Source organism: Shewanella sp. MF08487, assembly GCF_050848685.1.
Taxonomy (GTDB): Bacteria; Pseudomonadota; Gammaproteobacteria; order Enterobacterales; family Shewanellaceae; genus Shewanella; species Shewanella glacialipiscicola.
In genome coordinates this window covers 142,161-158,320 of record NZ_JBOZPB010000005.1, presented here as the reverse complement: position 1 = coordinate 158,320, position 16,160 = coordinate 142,161, and the positions used below count along the sequence as shown (strand labels likewise).

The window sequence follows — 16,160 nt, the reverse complement described above, 5'->3', positions numbered from 1 at the left end:
GGGGCATGATGCTATTAATAACAGCTTAGCCACAAATGTCCATCACTGCGTTTGGCGGGTCAAATATTGACTCGTTACCTTAGAAAACGCTGCCCAATATTGTATGAGTAAAATCACAATCATGCTCACAGTCAGTGGCAATATGGGAATATTGTGGCCTGAAATAACCACTCTGACATCTTCTGGGGTAATACGATAGGCAATAAGGGCTGTTGTCGCCAAAGCGCAAAAGCCTAAGGTTTGCATGCCAATATAAATCTTCAGCATTAAGCTCGACCAAGGTGTGCGCATTAATATACCTATCAGCACAGGGAAAACGCCTAGGGTAAATAGATCAAAGGATTGCGTCATCACCGCCCGCAAAAGTGCAGCAATGCAACAGAGGCAATATAAAGCGATAAGTAACATAAGACGTTTAGGCATGGATCGATCTGCAGGCCAGTAACTAAGAAGATGAGCAAGTGTAAGAAATGCGCTTATCTGAGTCCAGCATAACCGTAATATCGTGTAGAATATGACTTTTTTAGAAGGGCTCTAAATAGGTGAAGTGTATGACAGAAATTGAGTTTTGGGGTTTAGTCACGCGAACAGAAGCGGCGCAATCACAGGAGTCTTTGACTCAAGCATTAAAACAGAACCTCGCCGAGCTAAGTAATGTAGAGTTAAAAGCCTTTGATAAAATCTTTGGTCAGCAGATGCGCCGTAGCTATTTATGGTCGGTTTGGGGCGCGGCTTATATTATTACGGGGTGTGATTCTGAATATGCCTTTGCTGAGTTCAGATGTTTTTTAATTTCACTTGGCAAAGAAATCTACGATGGTGTAGTGAATCAGCCTGACACCTTAGCGCGTTTAGTCATTTGGCCTGAAAAAGATGCGTATGCGTACCCCTTTGTCGATGAGTATGATCTTATTGCGGGGCAATTGTACGAAGATAGAACCGGTGATGAGTTACCCTTTATGCCATCAGGTAAAGCGACACCCTTGGGGAAAAAATTTAGCACTAAGCCCAAGGATTTAAAGTTGCAATATCCTGAACTCAGTGCGCGTTTTCCTTTCTAATCAGCGAAATAAACTATGAGCGTAAGCAGGCATTCGTGCTGACATCGAAGGTCATGCCGTATTTAGGGCAGATACTTTGCATCAGTTTGTGCTCTTGCAGCGTAAGTTGTTGATTAAAATCTTGCTTGAGTTGTTCAGTCATTTGAGTTTCGGCGGTATTTTGTACTTGAGCCAATTTGCTAAAATGAGCGTTAACTGCTTGTTGTTGGTCCATGGTCAATAGTGCTGCAGAGCTTGAAAAGCTTAGGCTAGTTCCCATTGTCAGTAGCGCCAGTAAAGCCAGTTTACGTGACAATGAGTTGAATGAATGAGTTGCTGTTACGTTCGCTATTTTTACGTTCATAGGTGAGCTCCAAATTAACAATTACGTTTAATTCGTTAGTTCTAAATCGTGCATCCCTAGACGGTAAAGAAAACGAGTTGAGTTGTACTGTGAGGGGCTTAGCTTATTGTATAAATATTGAACCGATGCTGAATGGTTAGTTAGTGTTCATTCTTCATTTCTTCGCATTGAAATCCTTGCTTGCGACTTTCAAACTGGCACATAGAACCACATTCCCAAGGTGCATCGTCGTAGAAGGCGGATTGCTCGCGTGCAAAATCGCTGCAGGCGTCATAGCTATCAAAGTTATCAGTTTTTTTATACTTTCCAGAGTTATAGCCATGATTATAAATAAAGGCCGACCAAGTCTTAGGACCTGTATCTTTGTCTGCTGGAGAGATAAACCAAATCGCACTAACGACACAGCTAAATAGGATAAGGATGAACACAGGTACCACTGGGAATTTCATGTTATTAAACAAGCTATGTGAACAATAGCGGAAGGATAACGTTTTTCTTTAGCTTATGCGCTAAAAATGATTACAAATTAGCAACTATATGCTTACCTATCACATCTCGATACAAAACGATACGTGTAAAATAACGCCGATACACAATATTTACCTATATATACAGAGTCTTATGCTGATTTTGCGGCATTAATATCACTTTTGCATTAAGCTCGAGTTCAGGTTAGATTTTGTACTGTAGTTCACAGAAAATTATTGAGGCCTTGGAGGCAAATATGAAAATTCAGTCCCTTATACTCGCAAGTGTGTTGAGTTGTAGCGCAGCTTGGGCGGCCGAAGAGGCGCCAGTGAACCCAGTTACTGAAGATGGTATGGTTAAAATTATTTGGCAAAACCCTAAAGAGTTTCGCGATATAAAATCATCCGGTGAGATCCAATCCCGCTATGAGAAGCGTTTATTTGAAACCTTAACCAAAAACGTCAACAAAGAGGCATCAAAGATTTTAAAGCCTAATCAAAAGCTTGAAATGACGATGACTGATGTTGATCTTGCGGGTGATATGCGCCCTACTTTTGGTGCTACCACTGATGATTTACGCGTTATTAAAGATATCTATCCACCGCGTATGACTTTTTCTTATCAAATTTTAGAAAATGACAAAGTGATTATCGTAGGCGATGAGAAATTATCAGATATGGGCTTTTTAGGTGGGATCCATTCGTCAACGGATAAACCTTTTGTTTACGAAACTAAGATGCTCACTGAATGGTTAAAGAAAACGATTGCCCCACAACTTTAATCACTCAGTCGGTCACTAAAGTTTAAGCACTTAAGGCCCCAGATTAATAATTTACTGACTCTCTAATAGGCTGAATTCGTAATTTACGGATTTAGCCTATTTTTTTACCTTCCACTTATAAGCTTCAAAGCCGTTGTTATTATTCTCTAATATATTGAATCGCGGTTGGAGCAACGGATTGATGGTCGCTTGAGAGAGGATATTGTGCGGTAATACAAGATAATAAAGGGCTGAAATTCATCGGTAAACTTCAGCCATTTAGCTGTGTTTAGCTTTGTTTCTTAAAGGCTTGCAGCATTTGCAGCAATGCGCCGAGCTGGCGCACATAGGTTTCAAGTTCTTTAGTGTCCAGCGCCTCGTATTCTTCCATGCGAGTTAAATCATCGACCAACTCTTGTACATAGGGTAAAAAGCGATTGCTGGATGCGATAAAACCTTGTTCTGCCGTAAATATACTGGTGAAGTTTCCATGGCCAGATTTTTTTAGCTCATCTAACTTAGCGTCAGCGTCTATAGCTTGGCGATAGGCGATTTGAAGATTCTCTTTCAGTTGCTCTATAACCTTAGTGTGTGGCATAACAGCGTCTCATGGCAAAATTTGCAGGAATTATAAGGGGCAAAGGATATGGCAACAAGCCAATGGCGATTAATAGTATCAATCTGTTTGTTAGCTTTTGTGAGCTTCAGTACCAAAGTAGTCAGTGCTGAAACCGATAAGCCGCCGTTTTACCAAGTGCAATGGCAAGGTAAGACAGCCTATTTACTGGGTTCGATTCATATTGGCCGTGCCGATTTTTATCCTTTACCTGCTCAAATTGAAACCGCATTAGGCAAAGCTCGTGGCCTAGTCGTTGAAGTCGATATTAATAAAGCTGATAGCACAGCCTTGCTGCAACAATATGGCCGTGCCGATAAAACTAAGGGTTTAGATTGGCAGAGTCGAGATAAACAAACGGTACAGATCATGTCACGTTATTGCGCGGCTACGGCCAATTTTTGTCAGTCGATTCAATCCTTTGCACCCTGGTTACAAGCCACGCAAGTTAACCTAATGCGTTATAACACATTAGGTTACAGCACCGATTATGGTGTCGATATGCAGTTGATGGCCCGCCATGCGGCTTTGCCTGTGTATCAGTTAGAAACGGCAGAGTCGCAATTTCAGTTATTAGCGTCTTTTGATAGTCAAGAGCAGTGGTCTATGGTGCGCGAAGCCATTAGCGCCTCGGATGCAGACCTTTTATCGTTAATTACGGCTTGGCGCTCAGGTAATGAAACCGAGCTTGATAGTATAATGCAAGAGCAGATGGGCGGAGAGGGCGATACTCAAATGCTAGAAAAAATCCTTTGGCAGCGCAATCATGTCATGGCAGACGGTATTATAAAATTAATGGGCTCGGGTGAAGTGGCTGTACCTTTATTTGTGGTGGTTGGCGCGGGTCATGTGGTGGGCGATAAAAGTGTGGTGCAACGGCTAAAACAAGCAGGCGCTAAAGTTAGCGCCTGCTGGAAAGAGGCGTGTGGCTAACCATTAAGGCAATAGCCTTAAACTGCTGGGCTTTGCCCTAAAAAGTGCACATATCGCCCGAGTGAAATATAGGGCTCGCGTTGTGAGTATTCGAGCTCCATTTGCAGTAGTTTTTGGTAATCGAAATCAGCAGGTTGACTCTTTTTTAAATAGTCGTGGATCACGCGCACGCCCGACTGGCTGATAAGTGACATGTGCCAGTCGCTAAACCAGTCTTTAACTTCTTGAATATAAAGTGGATGAGTTGGCGTAAGTTTGACTTTTTTCTTCACTTTTAAATCTGCAGCGACGTAATCGAAGTTACCTGACACTAAAGCATGAAAGCGCATGGCCTCCTTGTTATAAAACATTAAAGAGAATAATCCGCCGGGTTTTAGCATAGTGAGTAACCCCGCCATAGTGGGTTTGGCATCGGTTAACCATTCGACAACGGCATGGCACAATATGATATCGAAATAGCCGTGGTTATCGACTGACAGTGCTTGGATAGGGGCGTGGATAAGCTGTATAGCTAATGGCGTTGGCGATGCCTCTATCTGCTCTTGTGCTTGTGCGAGCATTTCAGCAGATATGTCGCACAGTATAACCTCATGGCCGAGGCGAGCTAATTTTTGGCTAAAGTAGCCAAAACCGCCGCCCGCATCTAATACCCTGAGTTTTCTATTTCCCAGTTTTGCTAGTGCTGGTACGAGATCGCGCCATAGTACAGCGGCACGAATTTCACCTTTTGGGGTGCCATAAATGTTTTTCGCAAATTTTTGCGCGAGCTTATCAAAATTCTTATCTTGCACGTGATAACTAGGCTAAAGAGAGTGGAGCGATAGTGTGGCACAGACATCAATTTTTAGCACTCTGGAGATATTATTACCTAAAACAGTGGAATTAATAAGCGGCACTGATTTTTAAGTCATTGATTTTAAATTAAGTAGTTTTTGTCACAAAACTTAGAGATACACAGAACTCTGTCCTCTGGGTTATAATCGCCTCGTTTTGAACAAACCTGACTTAATCACTGTCCATTCGGAGAGTCAGCACCCGCCCTTACTAAGACGCAGCTTTGCCTATTTCACATTCGTTACCCGCTTGATTGAGCCGTTATTATTCGTCTGTGCGGGGTGATTCATGGCTATATATTTTGTGCTAAGGGATAGTTAATTAAAAGGTACTCAGACTTGAATAATGCATATTGTGTTGAATTGAACGCGATGCCGTCGCTGTTTTCTCTTTATCGCAAAATTTTCTTTGGCCGTAAGCCGGGTTGGGATCAGCAACCGCTACCCTACATTAGGGTCACGACGTCACGTGTGAGTGTGTCTGAAGCTAAAGTCAGTCAATACGCGCAGGTTTGTGGTTTTAAGTTTGATGGTAAAGTCCTGCCGCCAACCTATCTTTACGTGATGGCATTTCGCCTACACGCGGTGATTTTTACCCACGATGGCATCACTTTTCCACTGCTTGGCATGATCCACTTAAAGAATCGTATTCAGGTATATCGTCCCGTTACGGTTGACGAAATATTTTCCTTTGAATGTGCTCTTACAACGAGTCGTGAAACTGACTCAGGCCTAGAGTTTGAGTTTGTCTCTAAGGTATTTGTCGGGGAAGAACTCGTTTGGGAATCGCTATCAACCTACTTATATCGTATTGATGTTGCTGGGCGCCGTGTTCGTCCACCTAAAGCCATTGATATGGCATGGGAAACACCACAGAGTTGGCGTTTGAGTGAAGATTTAGGCCGTCGTTATGCTAAGGCATCTGGTGACTATAACTTAATCCATTTGCATCCAGTACTCTCAAAACGTTTTGGTTTTGATCGAGTTCTCGCCCATGGCATGTGGTCTAAAGCACGTTGTTTGGCGGAGTTAATGCCAAGTATTGGTGATCGTCCATTTACTGTCGATGTGACCTTTAAACTGCCGTTGTTAATGCCTGCCGATGTTGGCTTTGGCTATGAACAAACTGCCGATAAGATGATTTTTGAATTGCGCGACAGCAAAGGCCGTCGACCACATTTAAGTGGTGATGTGCAGTTTTAAATTACACTTGTCTAAGCAATACTCACAGAGTTACTGCGCCTTAGGGCGCTTTATTATTGAGTTTTTCGTCTTAGCCGTAATCAATGATATGTCTGTTTTTTATGACGATAATCCCTATTTTAGGGCGCATTCAAATAGGAAACGGTTAAACTTGTGCATCGTTATTTAGGAATTGTGTTTCATGTTGTGTTCCCATTGCCATCAATACATCAAAGTCAGTGATATCAGCCAGCAAAGGGGCAGTGGATTTGATGCAGAAGCGCGTTGTCCCTATTGCATGGCTTGGTTAGGTCGTAACCCTGTATTTGGTAAACTGAAGCTATTAGGATTTTATTTAAGTGTTTTTACGGCGATCTACAGTTACTTCGATGCTTCTATGCGCAATATTATGATCCCAGTGATGATTTTTTCGTTGATGCTGTTATTTATAAGCCATTTTATGGACCAGCTCGTCACTAAAGAAGCGCCAGAGCAAGTTGATGATAGTGATCAAAGGCAGAAGTATCGTTAGTTTTCAGACGTTAATTTTGTAAAAATTGCCGCTATTGAGCGCCTTGAAGGGCACTCAATATGATGTCAGTGGCGCTGCAGGAGTCAGTATTTAGCGCATTAGGTAGTGACTTACTGCACGACTTGTTCTTGGCCTGCTAATGAATGCTCAACGTAATAAATCCCGCCAAAAATCACCACGCTGAAGATGACAATCCCTAAGATAAGCCCTAAGTTGTTACGTAAAAATGTTAGCATGAACGTTGCCTTTTGCTGGATAGAAGTGGCGCCATATCGAGCTCAACTTTTTCGTTATGCTCGCCGACATAAAAACTAAATACACTATAGTTATGCTCACTTAAGTTAATCTTAAATACACGCTTTTGCTAGGGTTTCAGTCGGGGCTTAGCTTGCATTTATGGCGAAGATTGAGGGCTGCACATATCCTGTAACTCTTTGCAAGGTGATTACCTTATTGCAACTTGCTATCGCCCTGACATAGACTTATGCCACTTTTTAACTATGGGGACGACTGGTGAGACTTAAAAGTCACATAAGACGCACGATTTCGATATGGCTTTCTGCCGTATTGATAATGCTATCTTTTGCCGCCTCAGCCCATAGTGTGACCCATCTCGATGATGGGGCTAAGACCCACTGTACGTTGTGCTTCCATCAGCATCAACTGAACAAGATTATACCGACCCAATCACTGACGCTAAATTTAGTTATACAGCATTTCGATGTGGTCGAGTTTATTTTACCTCCTTCTATTTCTAAACACGTCAGTGTTTACCGCAGTCGTGCGCCTCCCTACGCTCTCTAAATCAATTTAAATATTTTAACTTATTGTATTTCTTGATGACTTTATATTAGTCGTCGAGTGCTAGTTGTATTTTGGAGATATCATGACTGTGTTAAATACCCGAGTTTCTTTGGTGGCTTTGGCGTGTGCGTTAGTTTCGCCGAGCTTATTTGCTGAAGATTCGAGCCTTACTAACCCTTCTATCAGTGCCGTATTAAATGGTTACTATCAAACAGGTGAACGCCCATTAGCCGAAAGTCCAGATGGTTTTGGTTTGGGTGAAACTGAACTGGCCTTAAGCGCCAATATCGACGATATGTTTTACGGTAAAGTCACTGCCGTAGTTGAAATGCATGACGGTGATACAGAGCTGAATCTTGAGGAAGCCTTCATTCAAACCATGGCGATGCCTGCGGGATTCTCTATTCGTGGTGGTCGTTTTTTATCGGACATTGGTTACCTCAATAACCAACATTTACACACCGATTCCTTCACCGATCGTCCTATTGCTTATCGCGCATTTTTAGGCGGCCATTATTTTGATGATGGTGTACGTTTGAACTATGTCGCGCCAACGGATTTGTATTGGACCATGGGTGTTGAAGCCTTTAAGGGCGATAGTTTACGAGCCGCCGATGAGCATGGTGAGCGTGAATTTAAAAATGTCGGTGTGTACACCTTGTATTCAAAAGTGGGTGGTGACATAGGCGATAATAGCTCATGGCAAGCGGGCTTGAGTTACTTACGAAACGAGAATGGCCAAGTAACTCCCCATGAAGAGCATGAAACCGAGGACGAGCATGAAGCTGTTGAGGGTCATGACCATAGCCACGCCGCATCTTACACGGGGCAAAATACTTATGGCGCTGATTTTGTATATAAGTGGGCACCTAACGGCAACTACAAATATCAAAATCTAAGTGTGAGCGGTGAGTATTTCCGCGTAAGTGATTTTACCCCGACCGATTTACATCCTGAGGATGCACCGAGCAAAGATTACCATCAAGGTTGGTATTTGAGCAGTGTGTACCAATTCACGCCTAGCTGGTCAGCGGGCGTGCGTTACGGTGAAGCTGATACGCAAGAGCTGCATGACGATCATTTTCATGAGCAAAAATTGAAGGAGTCAGAAGTGAGTTTGGCTTGGCATTCTAGCCATTTTTCAACGGTTCGTTTTCAGTATACTCATCAAAATGGTACTAATTTCGATGGCATAGAAGACGATAACATCTTTACCATTCAATATATTATGTCTCTGGGGGCTCACGGTGCGCATCAATTCTAATTTAGCTAAAGTGGCCGCAGTGGCCTTATCTATCACTTATACCGGTTTGGCTCACGCTGAACTGAATGTGTTTGCCTGTGAACCTGAATATGCTGCGTTAACGAAGGAGCTTGCGCCTACGGCCAGCATTTATTCGGCAACCACCGCATTTCAGGATCCTCACCAAGTGCAGGCGCGTCCGAGTTTGATTGCCAAGATGCGTCAGGCGGATCTTGTCGTGTGCGCTGGTGCGGATTTAGAAGTGGGTTGGTTGCCAATGTTGCAGATGAAGTCGGCAAACTCAAAAGTGCGCTCGACCGATCAAGGTTTGTTTTTCGCCGCCGATCAAATCGAGACCTTAGATAAATTGACTAGTGTCGATCGCAGCATGGGCGATGTGCACGCCCAAGGTAATCCACATCTTCATTTTGACCCGACACGCCTGTTAAAAGTCGCTACGGCACTGAGCGCTAAGTTAACTCAGGTTGACCCTGCGAGCGCAGTAGATTATCAAAAAGCATTGGCTGATTTTACCACTCGCTGGCAAGTCGCAGTGCCGCTTTGGGAAGATCAAGCCAAGGGATTACAAGGTAAAAAAGTGATCGCTTATCACTCTAGTTTCAAATACCTATTCAATTGGATTGGTATTGATCAAGTGGCAGATTTAGAGCCGAAACCGGGTTTAGCGCCTACTAGCGGCCACTTAGCGAGTCTGCTGGCGCTTGCCGAGCAAGGGGATATTCTGGCGGTAGTCGTCGCCTCTTATCAAGATGAGCGCGGTGCAAAATGGCTCGGTGAAAAGGCTAATTTACCCGTAGTGATACTGCCTATGTCGGTGGGGGGCAATGATAGTAGCCAAGATCTATTTGGCCTCTATGACAGCGTGATTTTCCTCTTAAATGGAGTGAAATAAGCCTATGCTTGATCTGGAACTGATGTCGATTCTGTTGCCTGCACTGGCGGCGGGGATTTTAGTGTTGTCGACGCATATTGTACTTGGCAGGCAAGTACTTAAGCGTGGCATCATCTTTATCGATTTAGCGATAGCGCAGGTTGCCGCCTTAGGCGCAATTGTTGCTCACATGGACCATAGATTAGAAGACATGCCGTTTGCTAATGTGTGGATGCCAGCGCTGTTTGCCCTCGCAGGTGCAGGGTTTATTGCTTGGTTATCTAAGCGGATGGCGGGTGAGCTAGAGGCCATGATCGGCTGCTTTTATGTGTTGTCTGCGGTAGCGGCTATGTTGCTACTGGCGAATGACCCACATGGCGCCGAGCTGTTAAAGCAATTGATGTCAGGCCAGATCCTGTGGGTGAGTTGGTCACAGCTGATTTTACCAGCAGTGGTGTATTTACTGGTGCTATTGGCGATATACCTGCGCCCCAAAATGTTGGATGGTGCGGGGTTTTATTTGCTATTTGCGCTGGTTATTACTTTGTCGGTTGAATTAGTGGGCGTTTATCTGGTGTTCAGTACCTTGATATTACCCGCTTTAGCGCTAAACAAGTACCGCGGTAAAGGTCGGTTATTTTACGCTTACCTAGTGGGCTTGCTAGGCTATATTTTTGGGTTAGTCCTGTCTGCGACCTTAGATCTGCCTAGCGGTGCGGCAATTGTTGCTACGTTGGCCGTGAGCGCCTTAGTATTTCGTTTAGTATTAAGTCAAGTCGGGCCCCTGGCAACTGAATCTGACATTCAGCCAAAGCACCACACTTAGAGAAATATTGATATAAAAGCCCATCGATGCACTGGATTTTTAGTATATCGATGGGCTTTTTTGCGTGCTTGTTAGCAAGTCAGCTTACAGATGTAAACAATATATTGAGTCCCAAAGCCATGGTGGCTATACTGTCGCCACTTTTATCGTCGGAGTTAATTGTGCTTTTAATCGTCAGATCATTGTTGTTGGCGGTATCCTTGTTGCTTGCGTTTATTTTTGGTGGCTTAGTGTGTGTATTAAGACCTCGCCATCGCGACAATGTACATATGTTCGCCAAGATTTTCTCATCGGTTGCACCGATCCTTGGGATCAAAGTCATAGTACGTCGACATAAAGATGTGCAGGATGGTCCTTATATTTTTTTAGCAAATCATCAGAATAATTTCGATCTTTTTACTCACACGACAGCGGTGCCTACAGGTACGGTGAGTCTAGGTAAAAAAAGTTTATTGTGGATGCCCTTATTCGGCCAAATCTATTGGCTGTCAGGTAATATTCTTATTGACCGCAAAAACCGTCACAGTGCCTTTGATACGATGGCGAAGACGGTTGAAAAAATTAAACAGAAGAATTTATCGGTATGGATTTTCCCTGAAGGTACACGTTCGCGTGGTCGTGGTCTGTTACCTTTTAAAGCGGGCGCTTTTCATACTGCGATTGCTGCTGGAGTACCAGTGGTGCCAGTGGTGGCCTCATGTCAGAGCCATATTAAATTAAATCGTTGGAATAATGGTGTGGTGATTATCGATATGATGGCACCAGTGCCTACCGCAGATATCGATAAAGCGGATGTGAAAAACTTTTCTGCGCAAATCCATGCCAGCATGTCGGCAAAATTTGCTGAGATAAATCAAGAGGCGGCTGCACTTATGGGTAAAACTCTTACGAGTGATGACGTATAATAGCCCCATTAGCGCCAGCGTTACCTTAACGGAGACAAATCCATGTCTATTGAAAGTCAGTTAAAAGCTCAACTTGCCGAGAATCGTGACATAGTACAATCCTTGTTTGATGATGGTTCTGATCCAGATGCAGAATACGTTATTGAGCATCATTTTTCTTCGACCAATTTTGATCGCCTTGAAAAAGCCGCAGTGGATGCATTCAAATTAGGCTTTGAGGTGAATGACGCCGAAGAAATGGATTTAGAAGACGGTTCTATTATCTTCTGTTTTGATGCGGTTGCGCATCATAAACTGGATATCGCATTACTCGATAAAGCCTCTGAACAATTATTGCAATTAGCGATAAAACAGAAAGTCGATTACGACGGTTGGGGCACTTATTACGTCGGTGATGATATGGATGACGAAGACTATGAAGATGACGAAGAAGAAGAGGATGATGGTTTCCCCCGTTGATTTTCTATCGTGTATTAGCCGCAGATTGTAAATAAAAATGCCCATCATTGATGGGCATTTTTATTAGGTATATTTATGGGTTATTTGTTTGAAGTGTATAAAACACTGTAGTTTCGACCCTTTTCCTTTGCTTCGTAGAGTGCTTTGTCGGCGCATGAGATCCAGTTAGAGCTACTGGTAATATGAGGGCCTATTTCACTCACGCCTAAACTGACGGTTATCGTGATTTTAAGGTTTTCATATACGATGACTGATGAGGCAATTTTCTCCCTGAGTCGCTCGGCAAACTTTATAGCATCAGTACCGCTGGTTTTGGGTAATATGACGGCGAACTCTTCTCCACCATAACGTCCAGCACAGTCGGTCTCACGTAATGACTGGCTGAGTAAGTGTGCAATATGCTGAATCACTTTGTCGCCAACTAAATGTCCATAGCTGTCGTTGATATGCTTGAAGTTATCAATATCTAGCAAAACTAAACTGGTGATATCTGAATAACGGGCATGTAAATCGTATTCATGATCTAAACATTCTTGCCAATGGCGGCGGTTATATAACTGAGTGAGACCATCGGTTTGACTTAGACGCTGGAGCTGCTCGTTAGCGGCTTTTAGTTGTAGCTTATTAATAGCGATGTCAGTCACGTCATAAATAATCACGCTGATATGGGTAATTTGCCCTGTGAGTGAGGCTAGCGGTAGCAAAGTCACATTTTGATACATGAAATCGGCACGACCAGTAATCGGACGATAGTTTTTAAATTTAAAAACGTATGGACGTTGTTCCCAACTGATAAACGCACGATTTTTAAGCATGAAAACCGATTCCATTTTCTGCTTTAACCAGGTTTCTGGTAGATCGGGAAAGCGGGTAAATAGGTTTTGACCTTTGATCGAATTAGGGGAAACACCACTGTGATTCTCCATAAAACCATTCCACAGTTGGATATTGTAATGGCGATCTAATACCACTAAGCCAACCTCTATGGTTTGCACCATATCGATAAGCCAGTGTAGTTCGTTCATTGCGCTTTGGTCATTTGACATAAAGTAAAATCCAACTGATTAATCGAGTAAATAGCCGAGTTTATAGCTCAGTGTGGGAATGGAGTCTTCGGTAAAGAGCAGCAGCAAATCGCATTGAATATTATGATCTTCAATGCGGTAATTAATCTCCATTGCTAAAGTGCGATGCCATTTTTCGGAATTATCGTGGATCAGCTCATTTACCGTGCATTGACGACCCAGCACAATAGGGTGATTTTGGCTGAATTTCATATCGAGTTGTTCAGAAATACCACTGAGGAAGGCGCCGATCAGTACGTTTCCGGTATCAATCAGCACTTCTATTTCGGTATTCTGATCTTCAGGATTAGCGAGCCCCATCAGTTTTGCCATGTCTTTAAAGCTAGAGTCATGGAATAACAACAGTGCTTCACCCGCAATTCCCGCACCGATAAACCCTTGGCACAACGCTGATACGGTTGTACTTTCTTCCGTCGACTTGAGCGCCATAGTGAGTTCACTCACTTCAAGTACGTTAACATTCGGGATGGGTAATAATACGAATACGTCGAGTAACTTAGCTAACAGATCGGCAGCGCGCCCCATGGCGACGTTCGCGATTTCTTGGCAGGCGTCGCGTAAATCCACTTTCATCATCGGGACTTCGTCGGCGATGTCTTTTTGTGTCAGAGTTAAGATACCGTAATCTTGTAAAATATTGCTAACGGCATCAGCACTAACGGGTTTTTGGATAAAATCTAATGCCCCCAAGGCTTTCACTCGCTCGTGGGCTTTTATTTGAATGTCACCAGAGACCACAATAATTAATGCGGGTAGATCCTGTTGTTGCACGATTTGTAATACTTCATAACCGTCCATCACTGGCATGTTGAGATCGAGGAATACCACTTCGCCTTTTCCGGCTCGAATGGCATCAAGGCCTTCGGCACCATTGGCCGCATAGGTAATTTCCACATCCCATTCTTTAGGGAGTGTGCGGGCCATTTGTTTGCGTGCCATGGCGGAATCGTCACAGATGAGTACAGGTATTGACATGCTGACTAGTGATCCTTAGTTGCCCATTTATTGAAGATAACACTTATTGTTCGGGTCTGACTGACGAATTGTATTCTTCGGGCAAGTCTGGTTGATATTTTCTATAGGTAACTTATAGATATTATTGATTAACTTTATTTTATTAGCGGCATATTGCTTAATAGTTTACTAAATTAAATTCTGCTAAATATTAATTTTAACAAGATCATAGGCATTCAATGAGAAAATATCGGCGGATGATCGTACTGGGTTGCGATAGCCTAGCATAATTTGCTTTTAAGCTATTTGTTAAGTTAACAGAATTTTGACTTAAGCCAAAAAACTGGCTCATGTTATATCTTTTAGTGAACTATTTCAAATGTGTTAACATTTATTCTGGACTGACCAGTAACGGAATATTTTATGAGTAGCCAAAGTGTGCAAGTTAACGTCGATGATGGTATCGCCTATGTGTTGTTGAATCGTCCCGAAAAAATGAATGCGATTAACTATGTCATGTTTAGCGAGCTCGACGGCGCGATTAAACAGATCAAATCCAATCGTGGGGTTCGAGCGGTGATCCTCTCCGGGGCGGGTAGTAATTTTAGCTCAGGGCTCGATGTCAAAAGCGTAATGTCGTCACCCATGCAGGCGGTTAAGTTACTGTTTAAGGGCTTACCGGGGAATGCGAACTTGGCACAGCGGGTGTCATTAGGTTGGCAAGCCCTACCTGTGCCTGTTATCGCAGTACTTGAGGGCTGCTGTTATGGCGGCGGTATGCAAATCGCTTTAGGGGCTGATGTACGTATAGCAAGTACAGATAGCAAGCTATCTATCATGGAAGCTAAATGGGGGCTCGTGCCGGATATGGCAGGGCTGGTCGCCTTACGGCAAATTCTGCCTAAGGATCAAGCCATGCTATTGAGTCTTACGGCCAAAGTGCTCGAAAGCCATGAAGCGCTAACATTAGGGCTGGTAACGCAAGTGAGCAAAACGCCTATGGCGAGCGCGCAGCAATTGGCTGTGCAACTGATGCAGACCTCTCCTGACGCCGCCGCAGCCATTAAACTCAGTATTAACCGCAGTTGGACGGCTTCTATTCGGAGCCTACTTTGCCGAGAGTCAATTAGCCAAATTCGGTTGTTGTTAGGCAAAAATAGTAAAATAGCGGCCACGCGCCAGCTTAAAGATCCGCAAAAACCTTATCAGGATCGCCAGTCAGGTTGGTAAAACCGTTTTGTTGATGTCGCCGATATTTACTGCGCGCCGCTCATGCGGGCGGCAAAGCCTTTAATCGTATTAAGGCAGTTTTGCCAAGCGCTTTCGTTGTCTAAATTAAGAGCTAACGTGGTTTGTCGATAATTGGGGCTTTCTAGCGTCACCGCCAATGTTTTACGATGGTTAGCTGTTTCTAATGAGGCAGGGTGTCCATCTGGTGATTGAATATCTAAAATCGGCATTGTAAGTTTGGCTAATAACTCGGGTAGTGCTTGATTACGTTGTTCATCTTCACGATAGGGATTGATGACGATCAACACATCAGGATTGGCAATTTTCTTTTGGCTTAATAGGCTAATCAGTAACCCAGCGCTTTGATCTGCGGTGATCAAAATGCGTTTCCCCGCATAATCTGCCCCAATGGCATCTAATTGCGACATACTTTTGACGAGGAAGTCTTCCTGCTCTTGCTGATGTTTATTGTTATCTTCAGGCTTAACTTTAAGACTCGCTTTGTTAGAAGGAGCGCTGAGCTGAGCCGCGCCAGCTGAGGTGACTTCTGTGGCATCAGTAGCAAAATTGGCAGTTGGCGGCTCAGTGGGCGGCGTTACACCTAAGCTTGCCCAACCAGCAGGGTTAATATTGCGCCGCACGAAAGCCATCAGTCCAGGGGAGTCTGCCGTACCGTTGGTGGCGGGCAGGATAATGGCCGTGCCGAGTTTCTTTTTCCCTTCCCACGGGCGAACTAATAAATCGTATTGTTTATTATCGATAGTAATTTGTTTGATTTCGCTGGTGGGTAAGTAGTTGTAATTGGTTTTTTTTGGCGTTGGCGTAGGTGTGGGAGGATTCTCTTTTTCTACAGTATTGACCGCAGGCGTAGTGGTATCAGCACTAAAGGACGGCAGAGCCGTGATGCCAACAATACAGCTAAAGATAAAGCAGCGGATACGCACCATAGAATTGATAACCACCTGTGTAGTCTCATAAATTCACCCGTCTTTGAGTATAACCTGAACGCTTCCCCTAGGGTTAATTTTCCTTAT

21 protein-coding genes are annotated in these 16,160 nt (G+C 43.7%); 12 read left to right on the top strand and 9 right to left on the bottom strand.

Translation table 11 applies throughout. From position 1 onward, the window contains the following. Positions 1 to 42: 42 nt before the first annotated feature. The gene (locus tag ACRN9H_RS05595) at positions 43 to 423 is read right to left on the bottom strand and encodes a hypothetical protein (RefSeq protein WP_432312812.1); all 381 of its coding nucleotides are present in this window, start codon (positions 421 to 423) and stop codon (positions 43 to 45) included. Positions 424 to 551: 128 nt separating this feature from the next. Between ACRN9H_RS05595 and ACRN9H_RS05590 the strand changes: the two genes are divergently transcribed. Next, positions 552 to 1,061, top strand: a complete 510-nt coding sequence (locus ACRN9H_RS05590; protein ID WP_432312811.1) for a DUF4240 domain-containing protein — start codon at positions 552 to 554, stop codon at positions 1,059 to 1,061. 13 nt (positions 1,062 to 1,074) lie between these two features. Here ACRN9H_RS05590 and ACRN9H_RS05585 read toward each other — a convergent pair whose 3' ends face one another. Next, on the bottom strand, positions 1,075 to 1,404 hold the full coding sequence (locus ACRN9H_RS05585) for a hypothetical protein (RefSeq protein ID WP_432312810.1): 330 nt from the start codon (positions 1,402 to 1,404) through the stop codon (positions 1,075 to 1,077). A gap of 140 nt (positions 1,405 to 1,544) precedes the next feature. Further along, on the bottom strand, positions 1,545 to 1,853 hold the full coding sequence (locus ACRN9H_RS05580) for a hypothetical protein (protein WP_263187664.1): 309 nt from the start codon (positions 1,851 to 1,853) through the stop codon (positions 1,545 to 1,547). A 275-nt stretch (positions 1,854 to 2,128) separates the two neighbouring features. Between ACRN9H_RS05580 and ACRN9H_RS05575 the strand changes: the two genes are divergently transcribed. Then, complete coding sequence (locus ACRN9H_RS05575) at positions 2,129 to 2,653, top strand: DUF3016 domain-containing protein (protein ID WP_263187663.1); 525 nt, start codon at positions 2,129 to 2,131, stop codon at positions 2,651 to 2,653. A gap of 268 nt (positions 2,654 to 2,921) precedes the next feature. Here the strand turns inward: ACRN9H_RS05575 and ACRN9H_RS05570 are convergent, their stop codons facing one another. After that, a complete protein-coding gene (locus ACRN9H_RS05570; RefSeq protein ID WP_220773071.1) occupies positions 2,922 to 3,230 on the bottom strand; it encodes a prephenate dehydrogenase in 309 nt (102 codons plus the stop codon). 48 nt (positions 3,231 to 3,278) lie between these two features. Here ACRN9H_RS05570 and ACRN9H_RS05565 point away from each other — a divergent pair, with 48 nt between their 5' ends. Then, entirely contained in the window at positions 3,279 to 4,181 is a 903-nt protein-coding gene (locus ACRN9H_RS05565; RefSeq protein WP_432312809.1) for a TraB/GumN family protein, read from the top strand. Positions 4,182 to 4,198: 17 nt separating this feature from the next. On the opposite strand, the gene ACRN9H_RS05560 is transcribed toward ACRN9H_RS05565, so the two are convergent. Beyond that, on the bottom strand, positions 4,199 to 4,972 hold the full coding sequence (locus ACRN9H_RS05560) for a methyltransferase domain-containing protein (protein WP_220773069.1): 774 nt from the start codon (positions 4,970 to 4,972) through the stop codon (positions 4,199 to 4,201). A 414-nt stretch (positions 4,973 to 5,386) separates the two neighbouring features. On the opposite strand from ACRN9H_RS05560, the gene ACRN9H_RS05555 reads away from it, so the two are divergent. After that, positions 5,387 to 6,217 (top strand): MaoC/PaaZ C-terminal domain-containing protein, encoded by an 831-nt coding sequence (locus tag ACRN9H_RS05555; protein ID WP_432312866.1) that lies wholly within the window; start codon positions 5,387 to 5,389, stop codon positions 6,215 to 6,217. A gap of 181 nt (positions 6,218 to 6,398) precedes the next feature. Beyond that, entirely contained in the window at positions 6,399 to 6,728 is a 330-nt protein-coding gene (locus ACRN9H_RS05550) for a hypothetical protein (RefSeq protein ID WP_432312808.1), read from the top strand. A gap of 110 nt (positions 6,729 to 6,838) precedes the next feature. Here the strand turns inward: ACRN9H_RS05550 and ACRN9H_RS05545 are convergent, their stop codons facing one another. Further along, complete coding sequence (locus ACRN9H_RS05545; RefSeq protein ID WP_263187660.1) at positions 6,839 to 6,964, bottom strand: hypothetical protein; 126 nt, start codon at positions 6,962 to 6,964, stop codon at positions 6,839 to 6,841. A 277-nt stretch (positions 6,965 to 7,241) separates the two neighbouring features. Between ACRN9H_RS05545 and ACRN9H_RS05540 the strand changes: the two genes are divergently transcribed. The 6 genes from ACRN9H_RS05540 (at position 7,242) to rraB (ending at position 11,857) form a co-directional block, all read left to right on the top strand. Further along, entirely contained in the window at positions 7,242 to 7,532 is a 291-nt protein-coding gene (locus tag ACRN9H_RS05540) for an ABC-type zinc uptake system zinc chaperone (protein ID WP_432312807.1), read from the top strand. An 82-nt stretch (positions 7,533 to 7,614) separates the two neighbouring features. Further along, entirely contained in the window at positions 7,615 to 8,796 is a 1,182-nt protein-coding gene (locus ACRN9H_RS05535; RefSeq protein ID WP_432312806.1) for a hypothetical protein, read from the top strand. Then, complete coding sequence (locus tag ACRN9H_RS05530; RefSeq protein ID WP_432312805.1) at positions 8,780 to 9,688, top strand: metal ABC transporter solute-binding protein, Zn/Mn family; 909 nt, start codon at positions 8,780 to 8,782, stop codon at positions 9,686 to 9,688. The genes ACRN9H_RS05535 and ACRN9H_RS05530 overlap by 17 nt, the downstream gene beginning before the upstream one ends. A gap of 4 nt (positions 9,689 to 9,692) precedes the next feature. Next, positions 9,693 to 10,493, top strand: a complete 801-nt coding sequence (locus ACRN9H_RS05525; protein WP_432312804.1) for a metal ABC transporter permease — start codon at positions 9,693 to 9,695, stop codon at positions 10,491 to 10,493. A 161-nt stretch (positions 10,494 to 10,654) separates the two neighbouring features. Next, a complete protein-coding gene (locus ACRN9H_RS05520; RefSeq protein ID WP_432312803.1) occupies positions 10,655 to 11,398 on the top strand; it encodes a 1-acylglycerol-3-phosphate O-acyltransferase in 744 nt (247 codons plus the stop codon). A 42-nt stretch (positions 11,399 to 11,440) separates the two neighbouring features. Beyond that, on the top strand, positions 11,441 to 11,857 hold the full coding sequence (gene rraB, locus ACRN9H_RS05515; RefSeq protein ID WP_432312802.1) for a ribonuclease E inhibitor RraB: 417 nt from the start codon (positions 11,441 to 11,443) through the stop codon (positions 11,855 to 11,857). Between the two features lie 80 nt (positions 11,858 to 11,937). On the opposite strand, the gene ACRN9H_RS05510 is transcribed toward rraB, so the two are convergent. Both ACRN9H_RS05510 and ACRN9H_RS05505 read right to left on the bottom strand, forming a co-directional pair. Further along, a complete protein-coding gene (locus tag ACRN9H_RS05510; protein ID WP_432312801.1) occupies positions 11,938 to 12,903 on the bottom strand; it encodes a diguanylate cyclase in 966 nt (321 codons plus the stop codon). A gap of 18 nt (positions 12,904 to 12,921) precedes the next feature. Then, positions 12,922 to 13,917 carry a response regulator gene (locus ACRN9H_RS05505; protein WP_220773060.1) on the bottom strand — a complete coding sequence of 332 codons (996 nt, stop codon included), beginning with the start codon at positions 13,915 to 13,917 and terminating at the stop codon, positions 12,922 to 12,924. Between the two features lie 402 nt (positions 13,918 to 14,319). Between ACRN9H_RS05505 and ACRN9H_RS05500 the strand changes: the two genes are divergently transcribed. Then, positions 14,320 to 15,126, top strand: a complete 807-nt coding sequence (locus tag ACRN9H_RS05500) for a crotonase/enoyl-CoA hydratase family protein (RefSeq protein WP_432312800.1) — start codon at positions 14,320 to 14,322, stop codon at positions 15,124 to 15,126. Between the two features lie 26 nt (positions 15,127 to 15,152). On the opposite strand, the gene ACRN9H_RS05495 is transcribed toward ACRN9H_RS05500, so the two are convergent. Further along, entirely contained in the window at positions 15,153 to 16,073 is a 921-nt protein-coding gene (locus tag ACRN9H_RS05495; protein WP_432312864.1) for a DUF3530 family protein, read from the bottom strand. Between the last annotated feature and the right edge of the window lie 87 nt (positions 16,074 to 16,160).